General features: G+C 63.6%; 14 protein-coding genes. 3 read left to right on the top strand and 11 right to left on the bottom strand.

Annotated elements, in window-relative coordinates; translation table 11 throughout:
- Positions 1-45: 45 nt before the first annotated feature.
- From FAZ69_RS21480 to FAZ69_RS21490, 3 genes are read right to left on the bottom strand one after another with little or no spacing between them, the layout of a single operon-like run.
- Positions 46-777, bottom strand: coding sequence for an SAM hydrolase/SAM-dependent halogenase family protein (locus FAZ69_RS21480; RefSeq protein ID WP_136897115.1), 732 nt, complete (start codon positions 775-777; stop codon positions 46-48).
- A gap of 11 nt (positions 778-788) precedes the next feature.
- Positions 789-1,658, bottom strand: coding sequence for a class I SAM-dependent methyltransferase (locus tag FAZ69_RS21485; protein WP_136897116.1), 870 nt, complete (start codon positions 1,656-1,658; stop codon positions 789-791).
- A 14-nt stretch (positions 1,659-1,672) separates the two neighbouring features.
- Positions 1,673-2,443 (bottom strand): IclR family transcriptional regulator domain-containing protein, encoded by a 771-nt coding sequence (locus tag FAZ69_RS21490; protein ID WP_136897117.1) that lies wholly within the window; start codon positions 2,441-2,443, stop codon positions 1,673-1,675.
- Positions 2,444-2,720: 277 nt separating this feature from the next.
- Here FAZ69_RS21490 and shiA point away from each other — a divergent pair, with 277 nt between their 5' ends.
- The gene (gene shiA / locus FAZ69_RS21495; protein WP_136897118.1) at positions 2,721-4,028 is read left to right on the top strand and encodes a shikimate transporter; all 1,308 of its coding nucleotides are present in this window, start codon (positions 2,721-2,723) and stop codon (positions 4,026-4,028) included.
- Positions 4,029-4,127: 99 nt separating this feature from the next.
- Here the strand turns inward: shiA and FAZ69_RS21500 are convergent, their stop codons facing one another.
- From FAZ69_RS21500 to FAZ69_RS21510, 3 genes are all read right to left on the bottom strand, one after another.
- A complete protein-coding gene (locus FAZ69_RS21500; RefSeq protein ID WP_240702392.1) occupies positions 4,128-5,021 on the bottom strand; it encodes a glycine-rich domain-containing protein in 894 nt (297 codons plus the stop codon).
- Between the two features lie 12 nt (positions 5,022-5,033).
- Positions 5,034-8,393 (bottom strand): bifunctional diguanylate cyclase/phosphodiesterase, encoded by a 3,360-nt coding sequence (locus tag FAZ69_RS21505; protein ID WP_240702393.1) that lies wholly within the window; start codon positions 8,391-8,393, stop codon positions 5,034-5,036.
- Between the two features lie 569 nt (positions 8,394-8,962).
- Complete coding sequence (locus FAZ69_RS21510) at positions 8,963-10,237, bottom strand: porin (protein ID WP_136897120.1); 1,275 nt, start codon at positions 10,235-10,237, stop codon at positions 8,963-8,965.
- A 193-nt stretch (positions 10,238-10,430) separates the two neighbouring features.
- Here FAZ69_RS21510 and FAZ69_RS21515 point away from each other — a divergent pair, with 193 nt between their 5' ends.
- Positions 10,431-10,718 carry a hypothetical protein gene (locus FAZ69_RS21515; protein WP_136897121.1) on the top strand — a complete coding sequence of 96 codons (288 nt, stop codon included), beginning with the start codon at positions 10,431-10,433 and terminating at the stop codon, positions 10,716-10,718.
- Positions 10,719-11,187: 469 nt separating this feature from the next.
- Here FAZ69_RS21515 and FAZ69_RS21525 read toward each other — a convergent pair whose 3' ends face one another.
- Both FAZ69_RS21525 and FAZ69_RS21530 read right to left on the bottom strand, forming a co-directional pair.
- A complete protein-coding gene (locus FAZ69_RS21525; protein WP_439654786.1) occupies positions 11,188-11,970 on the bottom strand; it encodes a mechanosensitive ion channel family protein in 783 nt (260 codons plus the stop codon).
- A gap of 164 nt (positions 11,971-12,134) precedes the next feature.
- Positions 12,135-13,166 carry a C45 family autoproteolytic acyltransferase/hydrolase gene (locus FAZ69_RS21530; protein WP_136897123.1) on the bottom strand — a complete coding sequence of 344 codons (1,032 nt, stop codon included), beginning with the start codon at positions 13,164-13,166 and terminating at the stop codon, positions 12,135-12,137.
- Positions 13,167-13,600: 434 nt separating this feature from the next.
- Between FAZ69_RS21530 and FAZ69_RS21535 the strand changes: the two genes are divergently transcribed.
- Positions 13,601-14,380 carry an acetoacetate decarboxylase family protein gene (locus FAZ69_RS21535; RefSeq protein ID WP_136897124.1) on the top strand — a complete coding sequence of 260 codons (780 nt, stop codon included), beginning with the start codon at positions 13,601-13,603 and terminating at the stop codon, positions 14,378-14,380.
- Between the two features lie 93 nt (positions 14,381-14,473).
- Here the strand turns inward: FAZ69_RS21535 and FAZ69_RS21540 are convergent, their stop codons facing one another.
- From FAZ69_RS21540 to FAZ69_RS21550, 3 genes are all read right to left on the bottom strand, one after another.
- Complete coding sequence (locus tag FAZ69_RS21540) at positions 14,474-14,950, bottom strand: Lrp/AsnC family transcriptional regulator (RefSeq protein WP_206171226.1); 477 nt, start codon at positions 14,948-14,950, stop codon at positions 14,474-14,476.
- Positions 14,919-16,841, bottom strand: coding sequence for an aconitase family protein (locus tag FAZ69_RS21545; protein ID WP_136897268.1), 1,923 nt, complete (start codon positions 16,839-16,841; stop codon positions 14,919-14,921). The genes FAZ69_RS21540 and FAZ69_RS21545 overlap by 32 nt, the downstream gene beginning before the upstream one ends.
- A gap of 151 nt (positions 16,842-16,992) precedes the next feature.
- The gene (locus FAZ69_RS21550) at positions 16,993-18,432 is read right to left on the bottom strand and encodes an MFS transporter (RefSeq protein ID WP_136897126.1); all 1,440 of its coding nucleotides are present in this window, start codon (positions 18,430-18,432) and stop codon (positions 16,993-16,995) included.

The following is an 18,432-nucleotide window of genomic DNA, read 5'->3' on the forward strand; positions in this document are numbered from 1 at the left end:
GCTCCGGCGTCGGCACGGATGGCGGATGCGCTTGATCCCTTTCGGCTAAGCAACGACACGAACCGCATCGCCCACACATACCCCGAGCCGCGTCGCCGCGTCACCGCCATTCACCGCACACTCCACGAGTCCGATCGAGTTTTCATACCAGAAGGCCTGCCCTGCCGGCACGTCCGAAAACGTCCTGGCATAGGCAACCTCCCTGCCCGCGATGCTCAGCGCGGCGCTCTTGGGCATGCTCTGCGCCCTGAGCCCGGTCAACGCATTGCCGTAGTGATCGACGTAAATGATCTCGGCCAAATCAGCGGCGCCGAGCGGCACTTGCAAGCCTGCCGTTTCGCTCAGCTTGTCGAGCGGCGGCTCGCCCCAGCTGAGCCATGCCGCCATCGGGGCAAACAGGTCGCGTCCATGAAAAGAGTTCGAGAGCGTGGCGGGACGCCAAGTGATGCGCCAAGTCCGAACGCTCGCCGCCCGCGCCGCCACGACCGACAGCAAGCCATTGTCCGGCCCCACGAACCACTGCCCGTCGGCTTGCAGCACGACCGCATCGCGCTCGCTGCCCACGCCGGGATCGACTACCGCCAGAAAGACCGTATCCGACGGATACCACGCTCGAAGCGCCGCCAGCAGATGGGCGGCAGCGCGCACGCCGTAGTTCGGAACGCTGTGCAGCATGTCGACGATCGGGGTGCTCGCCGACGCCTGCTGCAGCAACGCAACCTTCATCTGCCCGACGTAGATGTCGTCGGCGCCGAAGTCCGTGAATAGCGCAATCATCGCGTGACCTCTCAAACCGTCGCGATCAAGAACGACTCTCCGCTCGACGGCCTCAGGCCATCGGCTCTGCCATCAAAGTAGCGCTGAACCAGATCGGCCGTCGACACATGCCGCGCCTCGCCGAATCCCGCCTCGCGCGCCAGCGCCAGCATCTCGTCCGGCGTGAAGAAGCTGATGAACGGCGTCCCCGCCGCTCGTGCGCGCTCGTACACCGACTGATGCAGTGCACGCTCCCCTGGATCATCGATGAGATCCAGCGGCAGCAGGAACGTCATGGCGAGCGTCGAGCCGCGCGCGAGTTTCGCGATCTGGCGCAGCGTGCCAAGGTTCGCATCCCGGGTCAGGTACATGGAGACGCCTGTGGAAACCACCACTGCGGGCTTGTGCGTGTCGAACCCATCGGCCGCCAGCCGCTCTTGCCACGACTCCCCCGCCTCGAAGTCGACCGGCACGAGCCGCAGCCACTCGGGGATGCCGAAGCCAAGCTCGATCAAGCGCTGCCGCTTCCAGGCCTGCGGGCCGGGCTGGTCCACCTCGAAGACGCGCAGGCGCGAGGCGATTTCGGGCCGGCGCTGGGCGAAGGTGTCCAGGCCGGCTCCGAGAATCACGTACTGGCCGACGCCGTTGCCGGCTTGATCGACGACCAAGTCCTCGATCAGGCGCGCGCGGCCCACGATTGCCGCTCGATAGCCGCGCGTGCCCCGCGGATCCATGTCCGGGCGATTGCGCCAGCCTTCGCCGGGCGCCGCCAGACGCAAGCCGATCTCGTCGTCGAGCACATGCGGGGCAGCGTCGATTTGCACGTGCAAGGCCCGCCAAAGCGCGACGCGTACCGCCGTGCTGTCTGCCGCTGCGATCTGTTGCTCACCCTGACCCTGCATGACGCTCTCCTTTTCTAAAGCACGTTCATCACCGCCAGCGCGGTCTCCTGCAACGGCCCCAGCACCCGCTTGAGCGCCGCCTCGGCCGTTTCCCTGCCGATCGGCATGTTGGTGCTGAGCGCGGCCACGACCTCGCCGCGCCGGTCCTTCAACGGCACCGCGATGCCGCGCACGCCGATCTGCAATTGCTGCTCGATGACCGTGAACCCATCCGCCCTCGCCTGCTCGATCTTTTCCAGCAGGCGCGCCTTGTTGGTCAGCGTATGCGGCGTGAACGGCGGCAGCTCCGTGCCGTTCAGCCATTCGCGCACCGCCTCATGGTCCGGCAGGCCCGCCAGCAGCACGACGCCCGGCGACGTCAACGGCACCGGCACGCGCGCGCCCAGCACGAAGCCCGTTGTCATCACGCGCGACGTGCCGTTGCGCGCGATGAACACCAGCTCCCATTCATCGAGCACGCTAACGTACACCGATTCGTTGATCGTCGCGCTCAACTGCTGCAAGTACGGCTGCAGCATCCGCGGCAGCCGCGCCGAGTCGAAGTACGACCAGCCGACTCGCAGCACGCGCGGCGTGAGGCCGAACAGCTTGCCGTCGCTTTGCACGTAGCCGAGATGCTCGAGCGTCAGCAGGTAGCGGCGCGCCGCCGTGCGCGTCATGCCAGTGCGGGCGGCGGCCTCGCTCGGCGTCATGCGCGCGTGCTCGGCGTCGAACGCTTCGAGGATCGAGAGCCCCTTTTCCAGTCCCGCGATCCAGTCGCGCTTGTCCAAAGGTGGCTTGGTCATGGCTAAAGATCCTTCCGTCGGATGGTGAATTGTGAAGAAAGCGGTGCCGCGACAGGTTTCTCCGTCTCAGGACAAACCCGAAAATCGCGCGATAATCGCACACTTCGTTTCGATAATCGCACAGCTTGCGACAGGAAAGCATTGCCCCTCCCAATCCGCATCCCTATTCTCTAGTCACCGAGCGGCGCGCCGGCCCTGGCTCCCATGACAGAGCGGCTGACCATCCAGCCGCCCAAGCCGTCGGCTCGCGAACTTTTTCAACATTTGAGACATCGTCATGACATCCGCTATCCGCACCCCTCACATTCCCGCCGTGGCCGATCGCGAGAAAAGCCGGGCACGCAAGGCGGCGATCGGCAGCTTCGTCGGTGCGGTAGTCGACTGGTACGACTTCCTGCTCTACGGCATCGTCGCCGCGCTCGTCTTCAACACCCAGTTCTTCCCGAAGATCAGCCCGGCGATGGGCACGCTCGCGGCGTTCGGCACGTTCGGCGTCGGCTTCCTGTTCCGGCCGCTCGGCGGCTTCGTGTTCGGCCACTTCGGCGACCGGCTCGGCCGCAAGCGCATGCTCGTGCTCACCGTGATGCTGATGGGCCTCTCCACGGCGCTGATCGGCCTGCTGCCGACGTTCGCGTCGATCGGCTGGTGGGCGCCCGCGCTGCTCGTCGCGCTGCGCGCGATCCAGGGTTTCGCCGTCGGCGGCGAATGGGGCGGCGCGGCGTTGATGGCGGTCGAGAGCGCGCCCGAGAAGAAGCGTGCGTTCTACAGCAGCGGGGTGCAGGTCGGCTATGGCGTCGGCTTGGTCCTCGCGACGGGCATCATGTCGATCCTCGGCGCGACGCTCGGCTCCGACGCAGTCAAGGCTTGGGGCTGGCGCATCCCGTTCGTGTTCAGCGTGGTGCTGGTGCTGATCGGCCTGTGGGTGCGCGCGAGCATGGAAGAGTCGCAGGAGTTCGTGCATGAAGTCGTCGAAAAGAAGCATCGCAGCCGCCTGCCGATTCTCGAAGCGCTGCGCCAGCATCCGAAGGCGTTCCTGCTGATCATCGCGCTGCGCCTCGCCGAGCTGTTCACGATGTACATCGTCACGGCGTTCGCGTTGAGCTATTCGACGTCGAACCTGCACATGTCGCCGCAGTTCTTCCTGAACATCGGGCTGCTCGTCGGCGCGGTCAGCATCGTGACGATCCCCTGCTTTGCGCTGCTTGCCGATCGTTTCGGCCGCCGCCGCGTGTATCTCACGGGCGCGGTGATCGGCCTCCTGAGCGCGGTGCCGTTCTTCGTCGCGCTCGAGGCGCGCGCGACGCTGTGGATCGTCGTGTTCGCGGTGCTGCTCGCCAACATCGCGCACGACATGATCGTCAGCGTCCAGCAGCCGATGTTCACCGAACTCTTCGGCACCGAATACCGCTATAGCGGCGCAGGCGTGGGCTACCAGGTGGCGAGCGTGGTCGGCGGCGGGTTCACGCCGTTCATCGCCGTCGGTCTCGTGAGCATGGCGGGCGGCTCGTGGCATCCGGTTGCCGCATATCTCGCGATCGGCTGCCTGTTGTCCGTGGTGGTGGCGGCGAAGATGAAGAAGAACTGATGCTTGCGTGAAAGAGGGGCACGGGCCTCTTTGTCGAAACGAGCGGCACATGTGCCGCTCGTTTGCTTTGATGGGCGCCCTGTCCCCTCGATGGCGCGGTCAAGCCGCGCGCGTGGCCTGAACCGCCGATTCGCGCGCCGGGCTCGAAACCGAGTCGACCGCGCAATAGGCCGGTGCGGCTGCGACGGCGCAGTAGGCGGCAGCCTTCAGCGACGCGACAGCGCAATAGGCCGCGGCGATGGTGTCCGGCGCGGCGCCGGCCTCGACGCCAGCGGCGACAGCACAGTAGGCCGCTTTGCCCGATGCGGATACGGCGCAGTATGCGGGCTTGCCTGCCGCGGCCACCGCGCAATAAGCGGCGTCGCTCGACGATGCCGACACCGCGCAGTACGCGGGCTTCTCCGGCGCCGACACCGCGCAATAAGCCGCATTGCTCGACGCAGCGACCGCGCAGTACGCGGCCTTGTCCGACGCCGACACCGCGCAGTACGCCGCCTTGCTCGACGCAGCGACCGCGCAGTACGCGGCCTTGCCCGACGCCGACACGGCGCAGTACGCCGCCTTGCCCTCAGCCGACACCGCGCAATACGCCGCATCCGCCTGCTCCGCACTGAACTCCGACGCCATCAGCGCATTGGTCTCCTCCGCCATCCGCATGAGACGCGCCTCATCTTCCGGCCCGTCGATGCCGACATACGGGTTGTGATGCAGCGGCGCGCCGAAGATGCGCTCGCAATCGGCCGCATAGCGCTGCGTGTCGAGAATATGCGCATGCCAGAACTCGTCGACAGCCTCGCTCGGCACGACCGGCATGTGCGGATACTTGACCGCGAGCTTCAGGAAGCGCCGATAGCCCGCCTCCGCGCGCGCGAGCGTCTCCGCGGTCCACATGCTGCGCTTGCCGTGCAGCATCTTCTGCTTCATGCGTTCGAAATTCAGTGTGTCGATGACTTGCCACTGCGTCTCCACGATTTGGCCTTGTGCTTTCATCATGTCCTCTCCTGACTAGGTGTGGTAAGCGCGTTCGCGGCTCATGTCCACCACGCGCAATGTCGCCGGCCTGCGTTTTTCGGCAGTGACGGCATCCTGCCGGCGACTGACGAAACTTCCGACTTCGCTGGCGGGAATGGGACGGCTGAAGAAGTACCCCTGTACTTCGTCGCAGCCTTCGTTGCACAGGAAATCCACCTGCGCTTGGGTTTCCGCCCCTTCCGCGATCACCTTCAGCCCGAGGCTGTGCCCGAGCGCGATCACGGCGCTCGTGATCTGCGCGTCGCCGCGGCTGTCGGGGATGTCGCGAATGAAGGATCGATCGATCTTCACGAGGTCGATCGGGAAACGCGTCAGATACGCGAGCGACGAATAGCCGGTGCCGAAATCGTCGATCGACAGGCGCACACCGGTCTGCTTCAGGCTCGACAGCCAACGGGCCGCCTGCTCGGGCTGGCGCATGACCATGCTCTCGGTCAGCTCGAGCTCGAGGAAATCGCCCGGCAGATGCGCTTCGTCGAGCGCTTCGAGAATGTGGTCGAGCAGATCCGGCGACGCGAACTGCCCCGCCGACAGATTGACGGCCACGCGGATCTGACCGCCGCCGGCCGCAAGCCACTCGGCGCTTTGCCGGCAGGCTTCGCGCAGCACCCATGCGCCGAGCGGCACGATCACGCCCGTTTCCTCGGCAAGCGGGATGAAGTCCGACGGCATCACGAGACCGAGCGCCGGGCTCTGCCAGCGCAGCAGCGCTTCGACACCCGTGCACTGGTTCGTCGCCAGGCACACGCGCGGCTGATAGCGCAGCGTGAACTCGCGGTTCTCGATCGCCTGCCGCAGATGCGCCTCCATCTCGACGCGCCGCTGCAGCGACATGCTCATCTGGCGCATATACAGCTGATAGGTGTTCTTGCCGCGCTGCTTGGCGCCGTACATCGCGATGTCGGCGTGCTTGAGGAGCGTTTGGGCGTCGTCGCCGTCGTCGGGAAACGAGCTGATGCCGATACTCGCGCTCACCTGCAATTGCATGTCGCTCACGACCACCGGTCTCGCGAGCGCGGCCTGAATCTCTTCGATCGTGCGCAGGACGTTCTCGTGCTGGTCACGCTGCTTGACGAGCACCGTGAATTCGTCGCCGCCCAATCGCGCGATCATTTCAGCATCCTTGACTTCGCCGAGCAGACGGTCGGCCACCGCACGCAGCAGTTGATCGCCGACGTTATGCCCGAGCGAATCGTTGATGTCCTTGAAGCGGTCGAGGTCGATGAACAGCACGTGCAGCGTCGTGCCGTCCTCGCGGGCGTGCAGCAAGGCGTCGTCGAGCCGCTCCTTGAACATCAGGCGGTTGGGCAGGCCGGTCAGCGCGTCGTGGGTCGCGATGAAGTGCAAGTTGTCTTCGGCCTGCCGGCGCTGCAGGAAGTGGCTCAACTGGCTTGCGATCGAGCGCGCCATCGCGAGCGCATGCGGATCCGCATGGCGCCGTTCGCGGGCGTAGAACTCCGCCACGCCCAGCACGACGGAGCCCGTGCGCAGCGCAAAGGAGAACACCGTAAGGATGCCCGCCTCGGCAAGCCAGCGCGCTTGCGCGAGCCCCGACACCTCGTTTCCCCCGTACCACGAAGGCACATCGGGCAGCTCGTCGCTATCGGGCGCAAACGGCGAACGCACCGCGAGCCACGGCTCGAGTTCGGCGCACGGCGCGGCGTACGTCGAGCGCAGCGACTGCTTGAGGCCTGCGCGCGTCGGCCAGAACGCGCCCGCCTCCCAGCCCATTCCCTGCGCGAGCGATGCGACCAGCTGCTGGAAGACTTCGATCTCGTTGGTTGCAGTCGCGAGCTGCAGCGTGATCGCGTGCTCGAGCTCGCGCACGCGCTCCGCCGCTTTCTGCCTCGTGATCTCGAGCGCGGTGCCGCGCAGCGTGCGCTGCTCCGTCGGGCCGTACGCATGCCCGATCACACGCAGCCAGCCGCGCCGGCCGCGCCGCGACCGGTAGCGGCATTCGAACTCGAACGCCGAGCCGCTGCCCAAGGTGCGCTTCGCCTGTGCAAAGAGCGCCGCACGGTCTGCGGGTTCGATGGCGCGCAGCAGCGCTTTCCCGGTCGCCTTGCCGCCGCGCCAGCCGATCAGCCGCGCCATCTCGTTCGAGAGATGAATGACCCCGTGATCGAGATCGACGCGCCAGTCGCCCAGGTGCGCGATGCGCTGCGCTTCGGCGCGCGCGCGTTCGCTCTCGCGCAAGGTGAACGTGATCTGGTTCGCGAGCTTCACGGCGCGCACGCGCGAGGTCGAGAGCGCGTACGCGAGGCAGCTCAGCAGCATCGTGATGATCGAGCCCACCACGAACGTGAGCCCCGGCAGGAACCGCTGCGGACCGCTCAAGGCCATCGGATCCGCCTTGAACACGATCAGCCAGCGCCGTCCGCCGAACGACTGCACGATGCTGCGCTCGAGGTGCGGGTTATCGCTGGCGATGGCCGACACGGCATCCGCCGATTTCACGTGCGCGGCCATGAAGCGCGCGAGACCGCTCGCGCCTGCCGCGCCATGTTGGCCGCCCGTCGCTGTCGATACGCCACCCACGCTGTCGTAAAGCAGCGTGGCGGGCGAAGGCGGCACCACCTTCACGCGGAACGATCCGGCGTCGTAGATGCGAAATTGGATCAGGCGCAGCGTCTCTTGGCCGAGCAGGTCCGCCATCAGGTCGCTCACCCGTATCCCCGCGCCGACCGAGCCGAGATACGCGCGGCGACGCTCCTCCACCGTCGCGAGCGGCAGGCCCCGGCGATACACAGGCATGCGCAAGGCCAGCCCCACATGTTGCGCACCGCCATCGATGAAAATCAGACGCCCGCTGCTGATCGCTTCGCCGGTATCGCGCGAACGCTCGAGCGCCGCGAGCCGGCGCGTATCCGCGCCCATGTCGATGCCGAGCGACGGCAGGTTCTGCGTCAGCGGCTCGACATAGCTCAACACGTAATACGCGGGCCGCTCACCCGGCGGGCGAATCGCGAAATCGACGCCGGCCTTTTTCAATAACGGATCGCCGCGCAGGCGCGAGACAAACGCGCCGATGTCCGCGCCGCGCACATAAGGCGCATAGTTCAAGGTCTGAAAGCCGGGATAGCGGCCGGGCAGATCGAGCCCGTCGACGAAATCGCGGAACTCGCCGCGCGCCACTTCGTCCTTGGCGCCGAACAGCGCCTGCATCGTCACGAGCACGTCGGAATAGAGGCGCACGCGCATGGCGACTCTCTGCTCGACGTCGCTCGTATCGTTGTCGAAGCGCAGCCTGGCCTCGTGATACACCAGCTCGGAGCTGACGAGATACATCGTCACCGTCGCGCCCATGCCCAGCAGGAGCACGACGAATGCCAAACCGGTGGAGCACCGGTTCCGTATCAGCCGGCGCGTGAGTCCGAGTATTTTGCGCATACCTCCCCCGAGCGTTTCGGATGAAGCTCACTGCCAACTGCCAAATCAAGCGTTTACACTGGTGCGTAATTTAATTTCGTGCCCCGATTTAGCGCGGAATAAAAAGCACCAAATCACCAATGAAGCACCGAATCACCAATGCGCGGCTTGTATCGTTTACGCAAAGACAATTGCACGCCTTAACCAGCGGCACGAACACCTTTAAAAGTAAAGCTATTGCATCAAGACGAACCGGAAATGCGCAGCGCGACCTCTCGCCCTTCCGGATTCGAGGAGGAAGACATTTGTCAGTTTGTTTTCTTCAGTATGGTATCGAGCATGGGTGTAATTCAATTGCTCGAATTCCCTAACAAAAACTGCGCAAGTCACCGAATTGAAATCGAGACGCAATCTCGTGCACCGCCAATAACACGATCGTTCTTTTCAGTAAGCGGGGACAGGTAATATTTCCTTGCGCATTCGCGGGTGCGCGGCCCATTGGGAATGCGTGCCGCGCGCCTCGCGAGGAGGCGCTAGAAGAGATGGCGCATGCCGAGCGAAACCACCGTCTGCGTATTGGTGCTCGACTGCGGCAACAGATACAGCTCGGCCATCGTGCCCGCGCCGGCATGCAAATACACGGCATTCAAATAGATGTCAGTACGCTTCGAAAAGGCGTAGTCGGCGCCGATCGCGACCTGATTCCAATGGTTTTCCCCGAGCTTGGAATAGGCATAGCTTGCCGCGAGCGACCACGCGTACGTCACGTAATATTTCGCGCCGCCTTCCGCCGTGCGAAGCACGTCGGATTCCCCCTTCCGCTGAAAATCGACCAGCGTAAACAACCCGTGGAAATATGCCGGGCCGAGCCGATATCCCGCGCCGAATCCCGCCACAGTGACCTTGTCGAACGTCTGCGGCTTCAGCAAGACGCCGAGCGGGGCGCTGCTGTGCAATGAATTGCCGAGCACCGAAGTGCCGATGCCGAACGTCTGCACGTAGTTATGCATCGCGACATAGGCCGCCGCCAGATGCAGATCGCCGAGCGCGTATTGCAGGCCGAAGGCCTCGGCGCTATTGGCCGAGAAATTACCGGCTTGTCCGCCGAACGAATACAGCGCACCGAGCCGCAGACCATGGAACTCCGGCGTCTGGTACTTGACCGCGTTGTTGATGCGCTCGCCGCCAAGACGGTCGAGATCGCCCACATGGAAGGCAAAGACGGAAGGCGTGAGTGTTCCCGCAGAGAACTCCGTCAAATAGACCGTCATGAAGTCGTATTGGCGGCCGAGCGTCAGGCTGCCGAGGCGGTCGCTCTCCAGCCCCACGAAGGCTTGGCGGCCGAACTCCAATCCCCCTTGAGCCAATTGGCCGTTGTTGATCGTGAAGCCGTTTTCGAGCCGGAATATCGCGCGATTGCCGCTGCCGAGATCTTCCGTGCCGCGCAGGCCCCAGCGGTCGGATTGGCCAACGCCGCTGAATTGCGCCCAGGCATGGCTGCCTCCCTGATTGCTTACGTAGGTCAATGCGTCGTCGACGATGCCATAGAGCTGCACGCTGCTTTGCGCATGCGCCGTTGTCGCTATGGTCGCCAGCGCGCAAAACACCGCGCCAAAAAAGATGCGATTCATGTTTCCCCCGGTCGACGGCAGGCCGTCAGTTTTAGTTGCGAATGACTGCGGCAATGCTACGGCTTCAGAGATATCGCTTATGCGTGAGATCGAGAGTGTTGGCTTGGCGTCCTGGATCGCCAATGGCCCTTTTCGCTGTGGCCTGAAAGATAGTGTAGGAAAGATTTCAGAAAACATTCCAGCACTTATTGCGCCACAGCAATACCTGCTAGAGATGACAGGCCAGATCTGCCGCAGTAGTCCCCCTGACTGTCAGGTCTAACAGCTTTTACTCGAAGGCGCGCCTGCTACATTTTTTGGAGGCTCTCGCCGTCGGCTCGGCAGCGTTGCACCTGCGAGAGCGGCGACCACGACAGGGCAGGAGGCGCACATGTCCAATGCGACGTTCAACCACGTAGCGGGAAACGCAAGCCTCGAGAACTTGAACGCGCAGGAGCGCGCCTGGCTTGCGAAAGCGAGCCGCACGGACGTCAACGGCTGGGTCCACCTGAAGACACGCGGCGCCCCATTCGAGCGCGGCTTCCAGCACGGCTTTCTCGTCGCGCGCGAATACGCCGAGGCGTTGCGCGTCTACGAGGCAATGACGCTGCAAACGATCGGCAGGGAGTATGCGTTCTTCGTCGACGCTTGCCGACGTCATCGGCTGGAACGCTTATGAAGAGCTGACCGGCTACTGGTGGCCGACCGTCGCACAACACTACGCGTCCGCGCCCGTGACTGCGGGCTCGCAGGCGAAGAGCCATTGCAGCGCCTTCATCGCTACGGGGTCATCCACGGCCGACGGCCGTATCGTGCTCGGGCACGAGAGCTTCACCGAATTCTGGAACGGTCAATACATGAACACCATCCTCGATATCGAGCCCGACGACGGCCACCGGATGGTGATGCAAGGCTGCCCCGGCTGGATCGCGAGCATGACCGACTTCTGGGTCACGGCAGGGGGTCTCGTCGCCGCCGGGACCACGATCGTCGGCTACAGCGGCTACGACATCGAGAAGGTGCCCGAGAATACATTCGCGCCCGCCGCGCGTGCCAGCGCGCTTCGAATATGGACGAGTGGGTCGAGCTGCTCGAAGCCGGCAACAACGGCGGCTACGCGAACATGTGGCTCGTCGCGCCGACAAGCCTCACCCCACCGCCCGCCGCGCCAACGGCGTCTCCGGCGTCGGATAGCCGGCTTCGCGGAAGGTCTCGATGATCGCGCGGTTCGTGTCGAAATAGACCTGCCAGTAGTGGCTATTGTGCGTATAGGGACGCACGCACAGCAGCGGCCCCTCCGGCGTGAACGACAGCACCTCGATATCGGGCGCCGGATCCGTGGTGACGTTGGGAATGCGCGTGATGGCGGCGCGCAAGCGATTGGCCGCATCGATCGGGTCGACGCCGTTGGCGATCTTCGCGGTCAGCTCGACGCGCCGCACCGGCAACACGCTGTAGTTCGCGATCGTGTCGGAGAAGATCTTGTTGTTGCCGACGATCGTGGTCACGTTGTCCGGCGTGATGATCGTGGTGCCGAACAGGCCCAGCTCCTTCACCGTGCCGGTCACGCCGCCCGCGCTCACGAAGTCGCCGACCTTGAACGGACGCAGCACCTGCATGAAGACCCCCGCCGCGAAATGCGCCAGCAAGCCGCCCCACGCCGTGCCGATCGCGAGGCCGAGACCGGCGAGCAGCGCGGCGAACGACGTGGTCTGCACGCCGAACACCTGCAGGATCGCGAGGATCAGCAGCAGGGTCAGCACGGTGCTGAGTATCGAAGCGAGGTAGTGCGCGAGCGTCTCATCGACCTTGCCGTTCTTCGCAAGCATCCTGCGCAGCAGGCCCGTGATCAGGCCGATCGCCCATCGCCCGACGACCCACAGCACGATCGCGCCGATGACTTTGGTCCCGATGTCGATGCCTCGGGTCATGACGAATACGCGTACGCTGTCCAGATCCAAGATGCCTCTCCGCCAGTTGGTCTTCGCACGTTATAGGCGACGAACCGGGCGGAAGCAAGGGGCGTTCCCGGCTCGCGCCATGAATTGGCGAGGCATTTGACGATTCTTTGCGTTTGGCGCGCGGCTAGCCGGTGCTAGAACGATTCTCTCGCGACGGATTGCTTGAATCGAAGCTCGCCTTGCTGATGAACTTCGAACTCCACGCCGCTGTCCTTGATGGCAAAAAGCGCGGTCGCCAGCGTGTTTTCGTCGTCCGGGTCCGCTGGGTCATCGCGGTAGATCGGCAGGCCTGAAGGCGCCTTGTCGAGCAGCACTCGGAGCAGGCCTCGAGCGCTCACGCCGTCGCCCTTCGGCAGGATGTGCCCGAGACGCGCTTGCCGGTCGCGTGACGAATCCGTGACGATTTGCGGCTCGGCATCGCAACCGGCGTGAATCAAATGATTCGCGTGGCCGGCTGTTTCGGCGATCTCCCGCACCGAGCAGCGCGCCACGGTCGCCTCGACGCTCAAGAGGCGCGCGTCGCCGGCGCAGCCGAGCGTATGGTGAAAGCCGCTCGCGCGCGGCGCGTCGACGAGCACGCGCACGGCCTCGTCGAGCGATGCTGCGTCGAGCGCGGCGCGCGCGAGGATCATGCGCGGCACGCCCGCAGACGGATGCTTGATGCGGATGTTGTTGATCGCCTGGACGAGGCCCGCGCGATTGACGGCGAACGTGTGCCCGGGCAACGACCCCGGGTAGTAGAAGCTCACGAACCCCGGCTTGCCGGCAGGCCTCACGTCGACGAGCACGCATTTGTCGCGCAGGAACGGATCGCCGTCTTCGTTATGAGCGATGAAGCGTTCGCTGCCGTGACGCGCGGCCAGCGTGGTGCAGCCGTCCGGCGCGTTGTGGATCAGCTCGCCGCGGCAGTTCCAGAGGAACACGTCTTCGGCGGGCCATCCGAGGCCAGCCGCCATGCCGTCCAATTCGGCGACGATGGCCGGGAACGAAGCCTCGGCCGCTTCGCGCAGCGCGCGCACGAAGGCATGCCCGCGCCAGCGGCGAACCGAACGCCACGCATTGCTCTGCGATATGTAGGCGTCCATGACGGGACGCGCGAGTTGGCCCAGATGCTGGCCAATCTCGAAGGGAGCGCCGGAAACTACCGTGGGGTTGAGAATCGGCATGGGCTGTATGACCTCGATTGCAAAACACTCAGGAACATCTTCGGTCCGCGGTACGGACGGGTGGTCAATCCGTGCTGCAGACCAAATATCAACAAAAAGTGTCAAATCAACAAAAATCACAACATATGTTGCAAAAGAGAATCATACAGCACCAGCGGTGCAACGAGAAAGTGTCAGCCCGATGGACGTCGAGAACTGGCGCACCGAGGCGAACTGGCGGGCTTGACCTGCCCTGCCCCGTTCGACTCGGTATCGATCAAACCTGGAGCCGGACTGCATCGATGCAATCTCCTGCCCTCGATTCCCTCGTTCTTGACAGGACATTTCTTTTTCTTCGACGCAGAATTCGCAATAGAAAGCACATTCCCTTAGTAGAGACATAGAATTTTTCGTGGCAATCGGGCCAATTCAATTCGTCGCAAGGGACAAACACCATGTTGAAAGGGTTCTTTCCTCCGTATACGCCGAACGGTCAATCGTCTCTTCTTTCGCCTCCTCCGTGGCACTACGCCGGCCAGGTCCTGTCGCTCGCGTATGACGTCGACATTCAGGTCGCGCAATCTTACGTGCCCGAAAACCTCGGCACGGCAACCGGTCGCGCATGCGGACACGTCTGCGAATGGCAATCGACGACCAACGGCTGGGAACTCGCCGATCCGGTCTACGCGCAGTACAAGGAGTTCTTCGTACTGGTCGAGGTGGAAACCAAGTCGGGGGAGCTGCTGAATTTCTGCCCGCTGATCTGGATTGACCAGGACATCGCAATGGCGCGTGGTCTGCTACAGGGCTGGCCGAAAAAGATGGGCCAGATCTGGATGACGCGTTCGTACGCACTCGAGCATCGCGCGGCTGCCTCGCCGCGTGCGGGAACCGTGATCGGCGCCAGTGTGGCATCGAAGGATCGCCGCCTCGTGGAAGTGAAGGCCACGCTCGACGAAAAAGAGGGCCGCCCGCTAGGCCTGCTCGCTCATCCCGTCGTCAACCTGGCGGGTTCGCCGAGCGTGGTCGGCGAACCGGATCGCGGTTCGCTGCGTCTGCTGCGTGCCGCCGTGGGTGACGTGGTGCTGGGGCCGATGACCTCCGGCACAGCCGAGTTGCGCTATTTCGACAGCCCGCATGACGAGATCGCGCCGCTTGCGCCGCGGGGCGCGGTCGAAGCCAGCCTCGGTATGGTTGCGATCACGATCAACGGAGCGGTTGAGGTGAAGGAGTAAGCCGCGTCATCGTCCATGACGCATTCGCGCACCGCGTTTACGTGACCCCGTTTGGTCTCGGACGCGGTGCGCGATACAGCAATCGCGGCAACCTCAGGCCTCATCCTCCAGCGTGGCGCGAACCGGCAACCCGGCGGGCGCTTTGATCTCGTTGAGCACGAACATCGTGTGCATCGACCGGATACCGGGAATGCGCCGCAGGTCCACTACCGTCGACTCGTACGAGTCCAGATCGGCAGCAACAACCTGTAGAAGAAAATCGACTTCACCGGCAACCTGATAGCAGGCCACCACGTGCTCGAAGCCCTGCATCCGCTCGGCAAAGCGGCTGGCTTCCACTTCCGAATAGGAATCGATCGAAACCCGAACGAATGCAAGCACGCCGAGACCGACTCTCTGGCGATCGACTTCGGCACGATAGCCGCGAATCACGCCAATCTGTTCGAGCCGTTGCACGCGGCGCCAGCACGGGGATGCAGACATGCCGAGGCTCTGGGCAAGCTCAGCGTTTGTCAAACGCCCGTCCTTCTGCAAGGCGTCAAGTATCTGGACATCCTTGGTATCGAGCATCACCCTTCGCATTACTTCTCCCTGCAAGCAGTTGTTCGAAGCTGACAATGCGGCCTGCGATCGCGCTCGCGGCAACGGTCGACGGACTCGCCAGCCAGACCTGGCCCGGACCCGAGCGCCCAGGGAAGTTGCGATTGATCGCACTGACCGTCACCTGATCCGGACGCTCCGAAACACCCGGCCCAGCGTTGACGCATGCACCGCAACCCGGCTCGATCAGTTCGACACCTGCGCGCTCGAACGCCTCGAGCATCCCCTCGCGCGCACAATAGTCGCGAACGTCCTGACTACCGAACTGCAGGATGAAACGCGTCGATTCGGCGACTTTCAGACCATGCTCCAGCGCCCACCTGATCACGTCATGGCAGCGCTTGAGGTCCTCCCGCTTTCCACCCGTACACGAGCCGCCGTAGGCGATATCCACTTTTACGTCGTTGCCGAGTTCCGAAACCATCAGGCCATGCCCCGGATCACCCGGGCTGGCAAGCATCGGTTCCAGTCGTGAGCAGTCCACTTCGATCGTGTGCGCAACTGGGGCATCGGGATCGCTATGCATCCAGGGCTCGATCTCGAACTCGACGCCCCTGCGCTCGCGCAAGAAGCGTTGCGTCTCGCTGTCGGGCACGATGATGCCGGTAAACCCGCCTATCTCGGCGACCATGTTGGTCAGCGTCGCGCGTTCATCCGTCGTCAGCTCCGCGATCGCCTCGCCGGTGTATTCGATCACCTGGCCAATGGCCCGTCCCTCTCTTACGTATGGCAGGCGAAGAAGATGAAGGACGATATCTTTTGCTTCGACGCCCGGCGGCAGTTCGCCGGTCAGGTTGACTCGGCAAGTCTCGGGCACCTTCACACGCACATCACCCGTAAGCCAGGCGTTCGCCATCTCCGTGGCGCCGATCCCGAACGCGAGTGCGCCCAACGCGCCACAGTGCGGCGTATGAGAATCGGTTCCCACCACAAGGTGACCGGGTTCAACGTAGCGCTCAGCCATGATGGAATGGCTGATGCCTTCGGAACCCTCGCGATCGGCCAACAGGCCGTGATGACGCAGCCCGAACTGCTCGCAGAAAGCCGTCTGCACCTGCCCAAGCCTCTGTGCCAGATCGAGCAGTCCGAGCGCGCGCCGCTCTGACGGCATGCTTCGGTGAATGAAAGTCAGGTGATCGGAAAAGCAGACGATCGAGTGCGGATCATGCAGCTCGATGCCGTCGCCATACTCGCGGCGCAGGAAACTGATGGACATGGGCGAGACGTACTCGTGCGCATAACGCCAGTTCGCCGTCGCGAATACACTCTGCCCAGTCGCCACATTGCGAGACCCGCTGGCCCTGGCGATGATTTTTTCAGCGTAGGTCATCGGGTGTACCGGAACCGTTGGCATGGGAAGCCGCCATCCGGAGCGCCGCGCTTCGGTTAGCCGGAACAGCCCGCCTCGCCGGATCAGCTCCGCAGTCAGCTCATCTTCGCCGCGCGTAAATTCGTCGAGCGGGATTTCCTCGCCCCGGCGGATGCGCGCGATCAGGCCGAAGTCGGTCGACGTAAGCATGCCGAGGTTGTGACAATTCTGCCGATAGATTCGCTCAAAGCTTTCCGCGATGACGAGACGGATACCCGCGCACCATTCCGCAAACGGGCTCGCCTCTCGCGACGAGCCCTTGCCGTAGCGCCGACCCGCCACGGCAACCGCGAAATTGCCCGCTTTCACGGAACCCGGCTTCACCGGCCGCGTCCCGGAGCAGTCGAGGCCGAGGTAAGGGTACTCGCCCAGTTGCTCGTCGTAGTGATAGCAGACGTAGGCGGGCGTGATCTCGTCCGTCGAAACGTCGGTACGCAGCGGGCGAGCTTGCTCCAGGCTCACGTCCTCTCCCAGTAGTTGCCGCTCCATCATGGAAGCGTCCTGCGACAGGAACAGAATGCGTCCGTCGAAGCGAACCGTCCGTGCCGGTTGGGAAAGTTCGTTATACAGCTGATCCACGGTTATCTCCTGATTTGTCTTTGACCGGATTGATCGAACATGCAGCCCCGCTCCGATTGACTGTTCACCGGTTCAATTGCTCGAGCGGTACGCCATTGGTTCGCGGGCCGAAGGCGCCGATCGAAATCGCGACAGCAATCATTGCAGCCGTCACTCCGGCAAATACGCCACCCACACCGAAGCCCTTCAGCAGCGCCGCGATGAGGAAGCCTGAGAACATCGCACCGATGCGGCTCGCCGAATAGACCATCCCGCTTGCCCGCCCGCGCAGTGCCGTCGGAAACAGCTCGGACTGGTACGCGTGACAGGAGACCGACAGCGTCTGCGTAGCGAGGCTGATCAGGATGCCGCAGACAATGAGCGGAATCGTCGATCTCATTTGCCCGAACGCAATCCCGCAAATACTGATTGCAAGCGCGCTTCCAACAATGAGGTATTTCCGCTGGATCCTGTCCGCGTAGAGCATGCCGAGCAACGGCCCCGCAGGCATCGCGAACGCGATGATGAACGAATAGAGAAGGCTTTTCGTCACGGTAATGCCTTGGGCAATGAGCAGCGTTGGAACCCAATTCACAAACCCGTGATAGCCGATCGCCTGAAAGAAGTTGAATACGGCCAGCATGATCAGACGCGAGCGGTATGGAGCCTGCCACAAGTCGGCCAGAGAGACGCGATGCTGCACAGGCTGAGCGCCGGCGATCTCGGGCGGCGCCAACGGCGACCCCGACTGCCCGACGATAATCGATTCCATCTTGTCGACGATCCGCTCACTTTCGGCCTGACGGCCATGATCGGCGAGCCAGCGCGGGCTCTCGGGCACGCGGCGCCGGATGAACCAGACAACGACGGCGCCGGCTGAGCCCGCCAATACGACTGCGCGCCATCCGTCGAGTCCGAAGACCTTCTGAGGCACAAGCCACCACGAAAGAAGCGCGGCAACCGGAGCGGCCGCGAACATCACTGTCTGGTTGAACGCGATCGCACGGCCGCGCATCTGCTGCGGCACGATCTCCGTCACATAAGTGTCGATGGTAATAATTTCGACGCCCACGCCGATGCCTGTGATGAATCGCCAGAGCAGCAATCCTTCCGGCGTGGTTTGCAATGCCATGATCGCCGAACTGACCGAATACCAGAGCAGAGAGAAAGTAAAGACAGCGCGACGTCCATATCGGTCGGGCATCCAGCCCAGACCGAAGGTGCCGGCAAACAGCCCTGCAAAAGTCGCGGCGATGAAAGCTGCAATACCCGTCATGCCGAAGAACGCCTCTGTCGTGGTCTGCAGCAGACCGCTTTTCACCATCCCCGGCGCGATATACCCCGTGAATATCAGGTCATAAATCTCGAAGAAACCGCCCAGCGAGATCAGTAGCACCAGCATCCACATGTGCCGCGTGACCGGCAGTCGATCAATGCGCGCGGAAATCCGTGCCCCGAGTGTCGCATCGGCCCCGGGGCTGGGGGTAGCAAGCGAGGTCGAGCCCGCGGTGGCGTTCGTTTGCAT

Origin of the sequence: Trinickia terrae, from assembly GCF_005144415.1 — a bacterium.
Taxonomy (GTDB): Bacteria; Pseudomonadota; Gammaproteobacteria; order Burkholderiales; family Burkholderiaceae; genus Trinickia_A; species Trinickia_A terrae.

Coding starts and splice junctions, on each gene's coding strand:
- FAZ69_RS21480 (WP_136897115.1), bottom strand. CDS start 777: ATGATTGCGCTATTCACGGACTTCGGCGCCGACGACATCTACGTCGGG.
- FAZ69_RS21485 (WP_136897116.1), bottom strand. CDS start 1,658: ATGCAGGGTCAGGGTGAGCAACAGATCGCAGCGGCAGACAGCACGGCG.
- FAZ69_RS21490 (WP_136897117.1), bottom strand. CDS start 2,443: ATGACCAAGCCACCTTTGGACAAGCGCGACTGGATCGCGGGACTGGAA.
- shiA (WP_136897118.1), top strand. CDS start 2,721: ATGACATCCGCTATCCGCACCCCTCACATTCCCGCCGTGGCCGATCGC.
- FAZ69_RS21500 (WP_240702392.1), bottom strand. CDS start 5,021: ATGATGAAAGCACAAGGCCAAATCGTGGAGACGCAGTGGCAAGTCATC.
- FAZ69_RS21510 (WP_136897120.1), bottom strand. CDS start 10,237: ATGTTTTCTGAAATCTTTCCTACACTATCTTTCAGGCCACAGCGAAAA.
- FAZ69_RS21515 (WP_136897121.1), top strand. CDS start 10,431: ATGTCCAATGCGACGTTCAACCACGTAGCGGGAAACGCAAGCCTCGAG.
- FAZ69_RS21525 (WP_439654786.1), bottom strand. CDS start 11,970: ATGACCCGAGGCATCGACATCGGGACCAAAGTCATCGGCGCGATCGTG.
- FAZ69_RS21530 (WP_136897123.1), bottom strand. CDS start 13,166: ATGCCGATTCTCAACCCCACGGTAGTTTCCGGCGCTCCCTTCGAGATT.
- FAZ69_RS21535 (WP_136897124.1), top strand. CDS start 13,601: ATGTTGAAAGGGTTCTTTCCTCCGTATACGCCGAACGGTCAATCGTCT.
- FAZ69_RS21540 (WP_206171226.1), bottom strand. CDS start 14,950: ATGCTCGATACCAAGGATGTCCAGATACTTGACGCCTTGCAGAAGGAC.
- FAZ69_RS21545 (WP_136897268.1), bottom strand. CDS start 16,841: ATGATGGAGCGGCAACTACTGGGAGAGGACGTGAGCCTGGAGCAAGCT.
- FAZ69_RS21550 (WP_136897126.1), bottom strand. CDS start 18,432: ATGCAAACGAACGCCACCGCGGGCTCGACCTCGCTTGCTACCCCCAGC.